General features: G+C 55.6%; 12 protein-coding genes and 3 pseudogenes. 6 read left to right on the plus strand and 9 right to left on the minus strand.

The window, feature by feature from the left end; all coding sequences use genetic code 11:
- On the plus strand, positions 1-124 hold a 124-nt coding region (locus tag AACY45_RS25940; protein WP_139274230.1), incomplete at its 5' end, for an aldehyde dehydrogenase family protein.
- A gap of 260 nt (positions 125-384) precedes the next feature.
- On the opposite strand, the gene AACY45_RS25945 is transcribed toward AACY45_RS25940, so the two are convergent.
- Positions 385-828, minus strand: a complete 444-nt coding sequence (locus AACY45_RS25945) for a GNAT family N-acetyltransferase (RefSeq protein WP_339548270.1) — start codon at positions 826-828, stop codon at positions 385-387.
- A gap of 129 nt (positions 829-957) precedes the next feature.
- Positions 958-2031, minus strand: coding sequence for an NAD(P)/FAD-dependent oxidoreductase (locus AACY45_RS25950; RefSeq protein ID WP_339548272.1), 1074 nt, complete (start codon positions 2029-2031; stop codon positions 958-960).
- Positions 2032-2149: 118 nt separating this feature from the next.
- Between AACY45_RS25950 and AACY45_RS25955 the strand changes: the two are divergent.
- Positions 2150-2323: pseudogene (locus AACY45_RS25955) on the plus strand (YifB family Mg chelatase-like AAA ATPase); the annotation flags it as partial.
- A gap of 9 nt (positions 2324-2332) precedes the next feature.
- Here the strand turns inward: AACY45_RS25955 and AACY45_RS25960 are convergent.
- From AACY45_RS25960 to AACY45_RS25970, 3 genes are all read right to left on the minus strand, one after another.
- Positions 2333-3547, minus strand: a complete 1215-nt coding sequence (locus tag AACY45_RS25960; protein WP_339548273.1) for an aldose 1-epimerase family protein — start codon at positions 3545-3547, stop codon at positions 2333-2335.
- Positions 3548-3762: 215 nt separating this feature from the next.
- Positions 3763-4548 (minus strand): PhzF family phenazine biosynthesis protein, encoded by a 786-nt coding sequence (locus AACY45_RS25965; protein ID WP_339548274.1) that lies wholly within the window; start codon positions 4546-4548, stop codon positions 3763-3765.
- A gap of 5 nt (positions 4549-4553) precedes the next feature.
- Complete coding sequence (locus tag AACY45_RS25970; RefSeq protein ID WP_339548276.1) at positions 4554-5255, minus strand: helix-turn-helix transcriptional regulator; 702 nt, start codon at positions 5253-5255, stop codon at positions 4554-4556.
- Between the two features lie 228 nt (positions 5256-5483).
- Between AACY45_RS25970 and AACY45_RS25975 the strand changes: the two are divergent.
- Positions 5484-6104 (plus strand): annotated as a pseudogene (locus tag AACY45_RS25975) (transposase); the annotation flags it as partial.
- A 37-nt stretch (positions 6105-6141) separates the two neighbouring features.
- Here AACY45_RS25975 and AACY45_RS25980 read toward each other — a convergent pair.
- The gene (locus tag AACY45_RS25980) at positions 6142-6450 is read right to left on the minus strand and encodes a putative quinol monooxygenase (RefSeq protein WP_445261224.1); all 309 of its coding nucleotides are present in this window, start codon (positions 6448-6450) and stop codon (positions 6142-6144) included.
- Positions 6451-6539: 89 nt separating this feature from the next.
- Positions 6540-7550, minus strand: coding sequence for a zinc-binding alcohol dehydrogenase family protein (locus AACY45_RS25985; RefSeq protein ID WP_339548277.1), 1011 nt, complete (start codon positions 7548-7550; stop codon positions 6540-6542).
- A gap of 97 nt (positions 7551-7647) precedes the next feature.
- On the opposite strand from AACY45_RS25985, the gene AACY45_RS25990 reads away from it, so the two are divergent.
- Positions 7648-8553 (plus strand): LysR family transcriptional regulator, encoded by a 906-nt coding sequence (locus tag AACY45_RS25990; protein ID WP_339548278.1) that lies wholly within the window; start codon positions 7648-7650, stop codon positions 8551-8553.
- Positions 8554-8664: 111 nt separating this feature from the next.
- On the opposite strand, the pseudogene AACY45_RS25995 reads toward AACY45_RS25990, so the two are convergent.
- Together AACY45_RS25995 and rimI are read right to left on the minus strand one after the other, a co-directional pair.
- A pseudogene (locus AACY45_RS25995) lies at positions 8665-8852 on the minus strand (IS5/IS1182 family transposase); the annotation flags it as partial.
- 795 nt (positions 8853-9647) lie between these two features.
- Positions 9648-10805 (minus strand): ribosomal protein S18-alanine N-acetyltransferase, encoded by a 1158-nt coding sequence (gene rimI, locus AACY45_RS26000; RefSeq protein WP_339548279.1) that lies wholly within the window; start codon positions 10803-10805, stop codon positions 9648-9650.
- Between the two features lie 92 nt (positions 10806-10897).
- Here rimI and AACY45_RS26005 point away from each other — a divergent pair, with 92 nt between their 5' ends.
- Together AACY45_RS26005 and AACY45_RS26010 are read left to right on the plus strand one after the other, a co-directional pair.
- Positions 10898-12484: a RimK family protein gene (locus AACY45_RS26005; protein WP_339548280.1), complete on the plus strand. Its 1587-nt coding sequence runs from the start codon at positions 10898-10900 to the stop codon at positions 12482-12484.
- 66 nt (positions 12485-12550) lie between these two features.
- Positions 12551-13501: a magnesium transporter CorA family protein gene (locus tag AACY45_RS26010; RefSeq protein ID WP_339548281.1), complete on the plus strand. Its 951-nt coding sequence runs from the start codon at positions 12551-12553 to the stop codon at positions 13499-13501.
- Positions 13502-13549: the final 48 nt, after the last annotated feature.

Here is a 13549-nt window from a genome sequence, read left to right on the forward strand (position 1 = left end):
CGCGTTCGGTGGCTACAAGAAGTCCGGCGTCGGCCGTGAAACCCACAAGATGATGCTCGATCACTACCAGCAAACCAAAAACCTGCTGGTGAGCTACGACATCAACCCGCTGGGCTTCTTCTGATCCGGCACGAGACCGTGTAACGGCTATCGCGAGCAAGGCTGCGCCCCTACAGGATTACGTCAAACCTGTAGGCGCGTGCTTTGCCGTTGAGACAACTATTTCACCGAGGTAAAGCAAGATGAGTGCGGCTTCTCTGTATCCCGTTCGCCCCGAGGTTCTGGCCAATACTGAGCGATGTCGCAGGTTGCTGAGATTTTGCCGGTGGCCAGACAGGGCACTCGCTTTTCAACAGAATCGGCCAGAAGCGCTCGTTCGGCGCGTCAGAATTGAGCAGAAAGCGGCGATGAATCAGCTAGCCGCTCGAATCGAAGGTAACCATGGGCATCAGTCCCGACGCGGACGAAACCTGCTTGCTCATACATGAGCCGGGCGGGGTTGTCGGGACGTACGCTTAAAGCCAGATGAGTAAAGCCCCTCTGTTTGGCTGTGGTCGCATAAGCGTTCAGTAGTGCTCGACCAATACCGGTGCGCCTGAAATCTCGGCTGACGTTGATAGTGCATAGCTGCGCGTACTCGTGTTCTGGCATCCATAACGAGTAACCCGCGAACTGGTCTTCATGAATTGCCACCGTCAAACGATCAAAGTTCTCTACCCAACGAGTGAGATGTCGCTCTAATTGCAGCCGCCATGCATCTTCGTGATCAGGCTCCCAGCACCGTATGTAGTCCTGCTCACCCCGGTATATCGAAGGAATATCGGTCACACAGGCTTGCCTTAATATGAGTGTCATCGTGATTCCTTGAATTGCCCCTGACTTTTGAGACACAAACGACTGGCAGCTTTGGGTTGTGGATTCAACCGGTCGCGACAGGCAGAAAGCTGCCCGCCCCCACTAAGGTTGAAAGAATCGGTCGGGCCGGCAAGGGCCAAGGACAGGAGCCACCTTTCCTTCAATTATTTCTTCGCTGGCAAGACGACCGACTATCGGAGCAAGAATAACTCCGGGGTGCATCGTGCAGATGTACACACCGCTCACGTTGGGCAAGTAACCGACAATGGGAATGCCATCAGCGGGAAATGGCCTTAGCCCGACACATGCTAATTCCAGTTCAATGGCGTCGGCTCCATGAAGCTCCTTTTGGATGGCCTTGGCTGTTCGCCGCGCTATCGCTTCTGGCTGGTATTGCAAGGCATCACCCAGATAATCCTCCGCGGCTAGCAACGAACCATCCGCCTCTTGCCTGACTTCCATTACGGGGCTGGAGATAATGGTATGCACGAGGTTAGCGGGCGCCTTGTAGCGAATGAAAATGGCTGGATCCTCATCTATCGGAAGAGGAGCTTCAAGCCTTTCTGTGAGCGCTCTGGTGCCAATCCCCGCGGCGACTACAACAATATCGGCGTCAATTTTGCCCGTTGCCGTTTCGATGCCCGTCACCTGTCCATTCACCGTTGTAACGCCGAGAGCCCGAGTATGCGTGAACACATTCGCACCATGAGCCTTTGCGCCGGCAATCAAGGTATGTGTTGCGTGCACCGCATCCAGAGCGCCCACATCGGCGTCATACAATGCATGATCAGGGGGATGCTTGAGATTGGGTTCAATATCGAGCGCCTGGGCACGGGACACCAGGGTTTGCGCAGTCTTACTCGCTGACGCTTGTAGCGTTTCATCCAGGTCCGCGCCGTAAGTCAGGGCACCTGTCCATCGAATTTTCAGGTCGGGCAACTCCACTTCGAGTCGACGGAACTCATTGATGACTAAACTGCGCAAGTGTGCGATTGGGTCGAACCCTGTGTGAGAAACGTTGATCCAAGCGAATGAGGTACCCGTCACTCCGCACGCTATATCGCCAGCGTCTACCAACGTGACATCCGCGCCTTTGCCTGCCAGGTGATAAGCCAGGGACGCGCCGACTATGCCTGCGCCTATGACGACGATTCGATGGTGCTTGCGGTCTTCCACGTCAACCTCCCTTTTGGCGATCCCATGATTCTAAGAGCGTCGGGCGATACATGATGTGAAACGATGTGAAGCGATGTGAAAAAATGCTCGTCCGCGATGCGAATCACAGGCTGCAAACCTAGGCACGGCCGATGACAACAGGCTGCAATCCGTCGGCGAGCGCTTAACGCTGCCGTTGCGAGCAGCCCATCGACTGCTCAAGGTCGCGCGCACGCTGGCGGACCTTGAACAAGCCGAGGGGATCCGACACGAACATTTGGCCGAGGGACTGCAACATCGGCCGACAATGCTCCAGCCGGTATCAGCCCTTGGTCAGATCAACCAACGGCGTCTGCCGCACCTCAGTCTCCCGCCCACCCTGAATCTCGCTCACCTGCTTCAAGGCCTTATCCACAGCCGCCTTATCCGCCAACAAGCTGTAGTTGATGCGGAACTGCTTGTGTTCCTTCGGCCCAATGGTTGGTACCAGGTTCAGTGGCCGCTGATAACGGCGGTTGTAGGAGAAACTTGTCCCCGGCTCCAGCCCCGTGACATAGCCCTGGCCTTGGGTATCGGTGTTTTTCCACAGGGAAAACACGGGCAGTGTCTGTGTATTGAAGCCGACCGAAACGCCCAGGCTGCCGGCCTTGTTGTGCAAGACGGTCAACGTATCGCCCTTGGCATCGGCATACGGCACCACGTTGTAAACCGTTTCGTCGTAGTCCTTGGTCGGTGCGCGGTAGGTTTGCCAGTCGGGCAGATCGTCCTTGGCCTTGTCGTTGAACGGCGACACCTGTTTCACCGGCGCGGCGAAACGAGCGCCCTGCTCCAGGAACGGGGTGCTGAAGTTACTGTGATACAGCGCCTGGTATTCCTTCGGATAGTCGCCGTTGTTGGTCAGGGTGTCGTTGAGGGCGAACACGACGCTGCCGGGTTCGGTGACCAGTTCGGTCGCGACGGAGAAGTCGACCTTCTTGAACGCCTGCTCTTTCAGTTCGCCACGCAGGGTGATGGCGTACGGCGGTTTTTCATCGATGTGCAAGGTGACTTTGTTCGCCGGAATGTTGGCGGCCCGACCGTGCAGGGTCAGCAGTTCACCGTTGTCGACGCCAGGGTGGCCGACCCATTCGTATCCGCAGCGGGTGACCAGCTCATTGAAACCTTCCAACCAACCCAGACCACCGCGGCCATTGAGTTCGATGAAGGACGGATTGACCACTTCCTTGACCGGCGAATCCCAGCCCATGCGCACATTGCCGACCGAGGCCTGCAAGACGTTCATTCCGCGCGTCGGCACTACCGAGAGTTTCATCGTGCCGTTATCGATGTCGACGATGCTGACGCCCTCCTGCCGACCGCCGTGCAAGGTGCGCAGGGTCACGCTGAAGGGTTTGTCGGTTTTTATACCGAGTTGCTGGCTGGTGATCTGCCAGTTCTGGGCGGCTTTGTCGGTGTCGAGCAGAACGTAATCCCAGGCCATGGCGTGGGAGGCAGCGGACAGTGCGCTGAGGGCAACAACGAGTTTGAGCGGGGTCATGGCAGCAGCCTTTCTTGGAGTTGTGCCAGTTTTATAAACAAGATGAAACGTTTCAGCAAGCTTAAAAAGCGCCACTACACGGGCAAATGCCATGAAATATCTGGGACAAATCGGGAAATTGACTCGATGCCATCGCGAGCAGGCCCGCTCCCACAAATGAGCGCCGCAGGGGCACTCACTCCTCTGTTGAGCACGTTCGCCCGAATGAGCTGGCGTCAGATATAGATCGTGCCGCGCAGGTAGAGCGCCCCGTGGCCGCTGATAATGACTCGGTCGCTGTCCAGGACTTCGCAGTGCAACTGGCCCTTGCGCGCCCCACCTTGCTCGGCAGTCAGACTGCGCTTGCCTAAGCGCTTGGCCCAGTATGGCGCTAGTGAGGTGTGGGCCGAGCCGGTGACCGGGTCTTCATTCACCCCAACCCGAGGCCCGAACCAGCGAGAGACAAAGTCGAAGTTGCGACTCGGCGCGGTTACAGCGACACCGCGCACGTCGAACGCAGACAGAGCTACGAAGTCGGGATTGAGGCCTGCGATGATGGTTTCATTCTCGACCACCACTAGGTAATCGTCTGTTCGATAAAGCGCATCGGCCTGTTTCAGGCCCAAGGCTTGCAGCAGGCCTGGCGGGACAGCTACGGCTTCAGGCTGCTTGGCCGGGAAGTCCATGGCCAGGCGCCCGCCTTCGCGGCGCACGCGCAATTCACCGCTGCGAGTGGAAAAGCGCAGCATATCGCGGCTTTCCCCAAGCTGTTCAAATAGTACCCAGGCTGCTGCCAGGGTGGCGTGGCCGCAAAGGTCGACTTCCACCGTGGGGGTGAACCAGCGCAGCTCAAACACCTCACCGTTGCGCACCAAATACGCGGTCTCGGACAAGTTGTTCTCTGCTGCGATCTGTTGCAGCGTCGCATCAGGCAGCCAGGCCTCCAGCGGACATACCGCCGCCGGGTTGCCGCCGAAAGTCTCAGAGGAAAAAGCGTCCACCTGGAAAATATCGAGTTGCATTGTGGTCATTCCTGCCTGCCAGCATTTTCTGTAGCCCGGATCTGCTCCAGGTAGTTGTAGATGGTGTATCGGGTAACGCCGAGCGCGGCAGCGGCTTTTTCAATCCCGCCTTTGACAATGAATATCCCGCGATCTTGCATCTGCCGCACAGCCTCAAGTTTTTGAAGTTTTTTCATCCGTACGGCACCGCCGGGGCAAGCAACCTGAATGATTTCCACCATCATCTGCTCCATATCTCTCGGCTCATCGCCACGTGACTCAGGAGCGCCTTCCAGGCCCAGAAGCCCTCCGAGCAAAGCGTGGGCAGCCGCAATACCGCTCAAGTCGGCATTGATACAAAGACTGGCAAAAGGTTGCCCGCTGCTGTCGCGATACACCACCGTGGAGCTGCGGAGCGGGCGTCCGTCAGGCGCAACTGTAGGGTAATTCTCCACCAATACAGGATCGGTGCCTGAGTGATCCTCCATCGCGCGCCTGACGGCGATAAACCCCACGTCCTGACGCGGGCCGCCCAACAATGAACCGCCCTCCCTTCTTCCAGTAACATGACCATTGGCGATAGCAAGAATGGATCGCTCGGGATTGGTCAGGTCATGCAACACAATTTCCGTATGAAGTCCTACCGCACTACTGAGCATTTTGAGGGTGCTATAAAGCACATCAAGAATCAGCTGTCGCTCGGCTGGTGATGCTTCAGAAGCCTTCATTGGTGCCTTCAAGTGATTATCGAAGGCCGCGAAAATATCAACTACTCGTTGAACTATCAACTTATTGTTGAATTATTGGCATTTCAGAATCGGCTCAGTGGTTTTCCTGATAGGCAGCTTTGGGTCCAGGTTGTGTGAAAACGCCTGCGATTGTCTAACCTTCTGATCGTCTAGATCGTATCGGGGGCGATCATGAAGCGATTCATTTAGGGTGAGGCTCGGACGCAGGTGACGCTGCTGCCGGAGTGCCTGGACGACTGCGTAGCCGAAGAAAATCCAGTGCGCGTGGTCGACGTTTTCGTCGATGAACTCGACCTGGTTGCACTTGGGTTTGAAGGCGTTGATCCTGCTGCAACGGGGCGTCCGGCCTACCATCCTGCGATCTTGCTGAAGATCTATATCTACGGCTATCTCAATCGGATTCAGTCCACCCGCCGGCTTGAGCGTGAGGCCCAGCGTAACGTCGAGTTGATGTGGCTGACGGGGCGTTTGGCTCCAGATTTCAAAACCATCGCTGACTTTCGCAAGGACAACGGCAAGGCTATTCGCAGTGTCTGCCGGCAATTTGTGGTGCTTTGTCGCAACCTCAATCTCTTCTCCCAATCGATCATCGCCATCGACGGCAGCAAATTCAAAGCCGTCAATAATCGCGACCGCAACTTCACTCAGGGCAAGGTGAAGGCACGTATGCAGCAGATCGAGCAGAGCATTGATCGATGTCTGGCGGCGATGGATTCAGCGGATCGGGCAACGCCCGAAGTGGCCGAGGCTAAAGCAGAGCGGCTGAAAGAAAAGATAGAAACACCGAAAAAGCAGATGCAGAAACTCAAGGTCATCGAGGCGCAGCTCCACGACAGTCACAAGACGGGATGTCAATGAGGCGGTCTCAGTTCGAGACCTGCTCGAGGAAGATCAGTTGCAAAGGCTCTTTGAGCAAACTATCGGCGGTTGCCGCAAATTGCTTGAAGTACGGCGTCGCAAAATGCGCATCGAGGGCCGACTGGTCCTTGAACGCTTCGCGCATGTAGAACGTGCCAGGCTCATCGCGCAGTTCAAACAGCACATAGTCAAGGTTCCCGGGCTCGGTGCGCGTTGGTTCAACCAACGCCAACAAGCCTTGCTTGAGCGCCTGCTCTTTACCTGGCTTGGCCTTGAGTACGGCGATGGATATCAATGTTTTTTGCATAGTGGTCATTCCGTCAGAAGAAAGGGTTGGGTGTTGGCTGCCACATCCGCCGATCAACAACACCAGTAACGATAAGCCCATCGAGCGGATCAAGGCATTCATGCAAACCCCTCTAGAACAACCTTGCCCCGCGCCTTGTTGCTTTCGACCAGCGCGTGGGCGCGGCGCATATTGGCGGCATTTATAACGCCAAAATGTTCACCCAGCGTGGTCTGCAAAATGCCTTGGTCGATCAGTCGGGCAATGCGATTGAGCAGGTGATGCTGGTTGATCATGTCCGGAGTTTCGAACAGTGAGCGAGTGAACATCAGTTCCCAATGCAGGGATAACGACTTGAGCTTGAGTGGCATCACATCCAGGCTGCTTGGCTCATCAATCACCCCCAGGCGACCCTGAGGGCGCAACACTTCGATCAATTGCGGCAGGTGCTCCTCGGTATGGGTCAGGCTGGCCACATGACTGACCTCGCCAACCCCCAGAGCTTGCAATTGGGCCAGCATCGGCTGGCGATGGTCGATCACATGGTCGGCGCCCATGCGCTTGACCCAGTCGACGGTTTCCGGGCGCGAAGCGGTACCCATCACGGTAATGCCGGTCAACTGGCGGGCAAGTTGCAGCAGCATCGACCCCACACCGCCGGCAGCACCGACGACCAGCAATACATCACCATCGCCGCCGTTTTCACTGACGCCTAGGCGATCAAACAGCAATTCCCAGGCTGTAATCGATGTCAGCGGCAAGGCAGCAGCGTGGGCAGCGCTCAACGACTGCGGCCGGTGCCCGACAATGCGCTCATCCACTACCTGCAACTCGCTGTAACTGCCTGCCCGGGTCAGCGAGCCCGCGTAGTAGACCTTGTCGCCTGGCTTAAACAAACTGACGTCGGCGCCCACTTCCCGCACGGTTCCGGCCGCGTCCCAGCCAAGTATTTTCGGTTCTTTGGCGAAGCTACCGGAACGCACTTTGGTGTCCACCGGGTTGACCGCAACCGCTTCCACTTCCACCAGTAAATCCCTCGTGCCAGGCATTGGTGCGCAGATGTTCACGTCTTGCAGCGAGCGCGGGTCGTTGATGGGGAGACCGTGTTCGGTAAAGGTAATGGCTTTCATGACAACTCATTGATGAGGGGGTTGAGTGCATATTTACCTTTCCCGCTACAAAGAAAAATCAACACAATGCAGCAACACTTTCACTGCTGGAGAGAAAATGATTCGTATCGATGACCTTGGGCTGTTCCTGCGCAGCGCCGCCTTGGGCAGCTTTACCGCCGCGGCGCTCGAAGCTGATTTGCTGCCGGGGCAGGTTGCAGCCGCTATCAAGCGGCTGGAGCGGGAGCTGGGGGTGCGCCTGTTTACCCGTACGACGCGTAGCCTGCGCCTCAGCGCTGAAGGCGAGCAGTACTTGCCCACGGCTCGCTCAGTGCTCGAGCAACTGGAGCAAGGACGGGCGAACCTGCACGGTGACGATACACCGCTGCGCGGTACACTGCAGATCGCCGCCCCGTCGGATCTGGGACGCAATATCCTGCTGCCGTGGCTCACGGATTTTCGGGACCTGCATCCTGAGTTGAACCTACGCTTTCTACTCTCAGACCAAGTCAGCAACCTGTTTCGCGATCCGGTGGACGTGGCCATCCGCTATGGCATGAACGAAGACGCCAACTACATCGCCCTGCCCCTGGTTCCATTGAACCGCCGGGTACTGGTGGCATCGCCGGACTACCTGCTGCGCCATACCGCGCCACGAACGCCAGAAGACCTATCGCGTCACACGTGCCTGACCTACCTACAAAACGGCCGACTGCATGATCGCTGGCAATTGGGCACGAAAACGGTGCACGTCGCTGGCCCGTTGTTCAGCGATGACGCCGATGTGGTGCGCCGCTGGGCACTGGAGGGCCAAGGTATCGCCTACAAATCCTGGCTGGATGTCAGCGACGACGTGCAAGCGGGAAGGCTTGTGGTGCTGCTGACCGATTTTCCCGGTGACCTGTACCCTCTGAGTTTCGCCTGCCCCCACCGTGGGCAAGTATCGCGGGCCGTAGCCGAGCTTCATCAGTGGCTGAGTAAACGGTTCATCGCCATTGCTCCTTTTGTCAGGGAGGATCAATAAATCCACCGTTAGATGAACCGTTTGAATCGTCAACCGCGACCCAACTTGATAGGAGGAAAATCGCCAATATTCGTTCTTACTGGTATAGGATTTTTCTAGCCCCTCAATCACCCGCAGGTTCTGCACCGCAGCGGCCAGCGTGACTTCATCAGTCGCGCCACTTAGGCCACGTAGTCTCAGGCGAGACCATTTCAGGATGCGCTAGAGGCGAGCAAACAACATGTCGGCTTTTTACATTCGTGGCGAGAGCGCCAATACGCAGGTGTCGCTGCAATTCGCCGAGCCACATCGCGCGCGGCCCAAGCAACCTCGGCTCGCCCGTCTAGCCTCATGTTTTCTCAAACGTATGGGTTCGTATAATTAACCAGAAGAACCGTAAAGAAATCGTAGATCGCCTTGAATTGCGCAACAGATATCTTATCCTCCGAAACAAATTTTAACGGGAGAATATTATGAACGGCTCTGACTTGGGAATTATGGTTATTTCGATTATTGGAGTATTTGGTTTCGCCTCTTTTATTTTTGAGTATCTGAGCAGCCATCACAAAAAAAGAAAAGCACACACACACCAACCCTTATCGACAAAGAAAGGACCTGGCAAATAAAATCACCAACCCCTGAATAACGATCATCGCCCCCACCCCACAACTCTTGTTCTTTATAACACCCTTAATCTTTCGCCCTCATCCGTTCAACAATTTACGTGGCATCAAACCAGGCTTCCTTCATTACAGGAGGGAAGCCCATGGACTTTTGCTTCTTATCAGGCTAGTGGGGCTCGCGTGCAGCTGTTCGGCGCTATACCGACTGGGTCAAACCTGAAACGTAAATGTGTTGACTTCAATACTATCGTTTGCTGATCCAGCTTTACGCACATCAACCGTGCGCTGACTCACCAGCAACTACTCAAGGCGGTATGGGGTCCTTCGCACACCACCGATACGCCTTCCCTTCGAGTATTCAGGGGGGGCCTGCATAAAAAAAGTTTTGGCAGACCCTTTCCGGCCGCGACACCTCATCATGGAAACGGGAGTTGGGTACCGCTTCATTCCTTGAGCAAGGATTTACGCAGGGAACGTCTTTAACGTCACGATTTATGAGGCCCCACTAACACAATGCTTCTGTGCTGGAGGCGGTTGCACTCCGTTGCTGGACTGCTCGCGCGGGTAAAGCGTCACTGAGGCGCGCAACTTGTTACCGCCGAACGCACACATCTTGTCGAACGCCTTGTGACTGACGGGAAGATGCTGGCAGTCGAGTGCCTGACGGTGCTGACTGTGATCAATGTCCGGGTCATGCAGGTAGACGAAGTCTTCATCGTAGTCAGTGACAATGACCCAGTGCGGGGCTTTGGAGCGAGTCAGACGGTAGCTGCTGATCAACACCAGGGGCTGACCGCCGGCCTTCAGAGTAAGCGCCAGATCCAGTTGGTTGCTGCTGACCTGCTCCACATCACTGTGTTGAAGTTGCGTGCAGAACTCTTCGTGTACCAGGCGAATGACCCCCTTTTTATGTTCGTCGCGCACCCCGTCGAGAAACAGCGGACCTGCGATACTCACCTGCAGGCGTACTCGAAACCCTCGGCGCCAGGCCGCCAATGCCAATCCTTGAGGGCTGCACCCGCCGTGTCCCGAAGTCATGAACACCGTCGTGGCTTCACGCCAGATTTGCAGTTCATCCCGGCGTTCGATCAAGCGATCCGGTTGCAATGCCCTCATGGCCATCAAGAGGCAAGCCGGGCCGCAGGTAAACTCAGTGGTTTGTTGGTAATAAGGCACCTGGAACTCGCGGCTTTCCCGATGTTGCACAATGCGCTTCTCCAAACGCAACGCCTGCGCATGGTCTTCGTAGTAGTCCTGAACCACAGCGAAGCGCCGGTAACCGTTACGCTCATAAAGACTGAGCGCGACGGGATTATCCGGCCGCACTTCCAGTCGCAGGTAGGCGCAGTCGTGAGCGCGAGCGCAGTTTTCCGCCTGATCCAACAGCTGTTTTCCAAGACCCAGGCCGCGACCGTGGGTGGCGATTGCGATTGAATACAGACGTGCCAGGGAGGTGCCACGGTGAAACAGGACCAGACAGTAGCCCATCAGTTGACTGCCGTCTTGCGCAACGATCAGGCTGGCATGGGCTCGGCTGATCATCCACTGAAAACTGCGCGGCGTCAGTCGATCAGAGGTAAAGCATTGGTTCTCCAGCTCCAGCAGAGACTTAAGATCATCCTGTGTAGCGTTGCGAAATAACAGACTCATAGCCCCACCGTAAAAGTTGCGTAACGAAACGAGACTTTTTAAAAGTATCGTGCTTAATAGATAAGGACTTGTTCTCCAACGGACCTTTTCTTATGTCAGCGGTACAGGGCGGCTTGCGTGAAGTATCAGAGCAAAATCGGTTAACGGCAATATCAAATCTGACTTTTTTACCGGAGACTCCGGGAAGATCCAGCCAGGTGATTATTATTGTTGAACGAAAAGAAGACTGGGCCTCTTACTTCCCCTCGGAAGATCTGATGAGTGCGCAGGAGTACCTGGAACAGCCTCTTGAGATCGAAGCCGGCAAGCGTGTCCAGGTTATTAATCTGTGCCGAAGCTATAAGTATCTGGGGCACGGCTATTACTGTTCACTGCTGGCAGAAGCACGTGACCATAAAGTTATTCCGTCGGTGCGCACGATCAGTGAGCTGACCAAAAAATCACTGTATGGGCTGGCGCTGGATGATCTCGGCAAAACACTGGACAAAGCCTTGAACAACCACATCTACAGTAACACCGAAGGATTCACGCTCACTCTGTACTTCGGAAAAACAAATCTTGAACCCTTACAAGATCTGGCACGGCAAATCTTTGAAATATTTCCATGCCCGATCCTCTTGGTAGAGTTCCGTAAAAGTAATAGTTGGCGCATTGAAGGAATAAAATCCGGCGTGCTGCAAAAGTTGCGCGAAGACCAGGAAGATCAGTTTGCCAACTCGCTGGACAGTTTCAGCCGCAAGGTATGGCGAACACCGCGCTCACCACGCGTGGCCCGCTACGATCTGGCCATTTTGCATGACCCGCACGAGGCGCTGCCGCCTTCCAATGCCAAGGCACTCGAAAACTTTGTCCGGGTCGGCAAACGCCTGGGGATTGATGTCGATCTGATCGAAAAGAAAGACTATTCACGAATCGCCGAGTATGACGCCCTGTTGATTCGCGAAACCACCAGCGTGGATAACCATACCTACCGCTTCGCCAAGAAGGCGGAGAGCGAAGGCCTGGTGGTGATCGACGATCCCGCTTCAATCCTGCGCTGTACCAACAAGGTGTACCTGACGGATCTACTCAAAAGCCATCAATTGGGCATGCCGGCAACCGAGATTCTCTACAAGGAACGACCGGAAGACTTCGAGCGAGTGGGTGAACGCTTGGGCTTCCCATTGGTACTGAAGATTCCCGATGGTTGTTTTTCCCGTGGAGTGATCAAGGTCGAAAGCCAACAAGCACTGCTGGAAGCCACCGCTGAGCTATTCGAACACTCGGTGCTGCTACTGGCTCAGGAGTTCTTTTACACCGAGTACGACTGGCGCATAGGCGTGCTCAACCGCAAACCGATTTTCGCCTGTCAGTACTTCATGTCCAAAGGTCACTGGCAGATTTACAACCACAAAGCCAAGGGCCAGGACATTAATGGGGAATGCCGCACCCTGGCGGTTCACGAGGCTCCCCGGGCGGTGGTCGAACTCGCGGTGAAGACCGCCAACCTCATTGGTGATGGTTTGTACGGGGTCGACCTGAAACAGTCGGGGGACAAGGTGGTAGTGATCGAGGTCAACGACAACCCGAACATGGATGCGGGCATTGAAGACGCCTACTTGCAGGACGACCTGTATTCCTTGGTTCTGGAAGAGTTCATTCGCCGTCTCGAACTGAAACGTCGCGGTCAGGCGTGGTGAACGCATGATCCGTTACCAGCTTGCAAGACACTGATTTTTCTCAGTCGATAACGCCATAGGTCAGACGTGATCAAGAGTTTTCAACTCGCCAATGGGGCGCTGGTATCGGTTGAACACCTGGATGCCGACGTGATGTTGTTCAGCAATCCGGATGCGGCAGAACGGGATCTATTGCGCAGCGATTTCAAACTGGATGATCACGCGCTGGCTTCGGCACTGGATCCGGACGAAGTTTCACGCATTGAATTCCATCCGGATAACCTGTTCTTGATCTGGAAGCGTCCAGAGAGTTATTCGGGCGGAGATAGCCTGGCGTTCGAGGTCTCGTCGTTCGGCTTGCTGTTCTCTAAAACACGCTTGCTGATAATCGCGACTGACGATTCCCAGTTGAGTGGCCTGGGGGAACGGCACCCCTTGCACTCACCGCAGGATGTGCTGCTGGACATACTGTTCAACAATCTGCACCACTACCTGGGTCACCTCAAAGTGATCAAGAGGGTGGCTCGCGAGTTGCAGCACAAATTCAACGCCTCGATGGAAAACCGACATCTGATCCAGATGTTTAATCTCAGCGAAAGCCTGATCTATTACATCAACGCGATTCACAGCAACGGTGCTGTCCTGACCCGGCTGCGCAACCATGCAGAAAAAGAGCACTTCAGCGTCGAGGCGATCGCGCAGATCGACGATCTGATCATCGAGAACACCCAGTGCAACAAACAGGCGGAAATCTACTCCAGGGTGTTTGCCGGCTTGATCGATGCGCGGGGCAATTTGATGAACAACACCATGAACAACCTGCTGCGCAAACTGACGCTGATCAATGTGGTCTTCCTGCCTCTCAACCTGATCGCCAGCATTGGCGGCATGTCCGAGTTCAGCATGATGACTTCCGCCGCCCCCTGGTGGGTTGCCTATCCGCTGTTTCTCACAGGAATGCTGGTTGCAGGGGGCCTGATGGTCATCGCGCTCAAACGTCTGACGCGTGGTTCACCCAGCATGAGTAGCGCAGATTGAACGCGGAGCCTTTCAACGGCGCCTCGAAAATCAACACCTTGAACGCTC

The sequence above is a fragment of the Pseudomonas sp. RA_35y_Pfl2_P32 genome, assembly GCF_963970735.1.
Lineage (GTDB): Bacteria > Pseudomonadota > Gammaproteobacteria > Pseudomonadales > Pseudomonadaceae > Aquipseudomonas.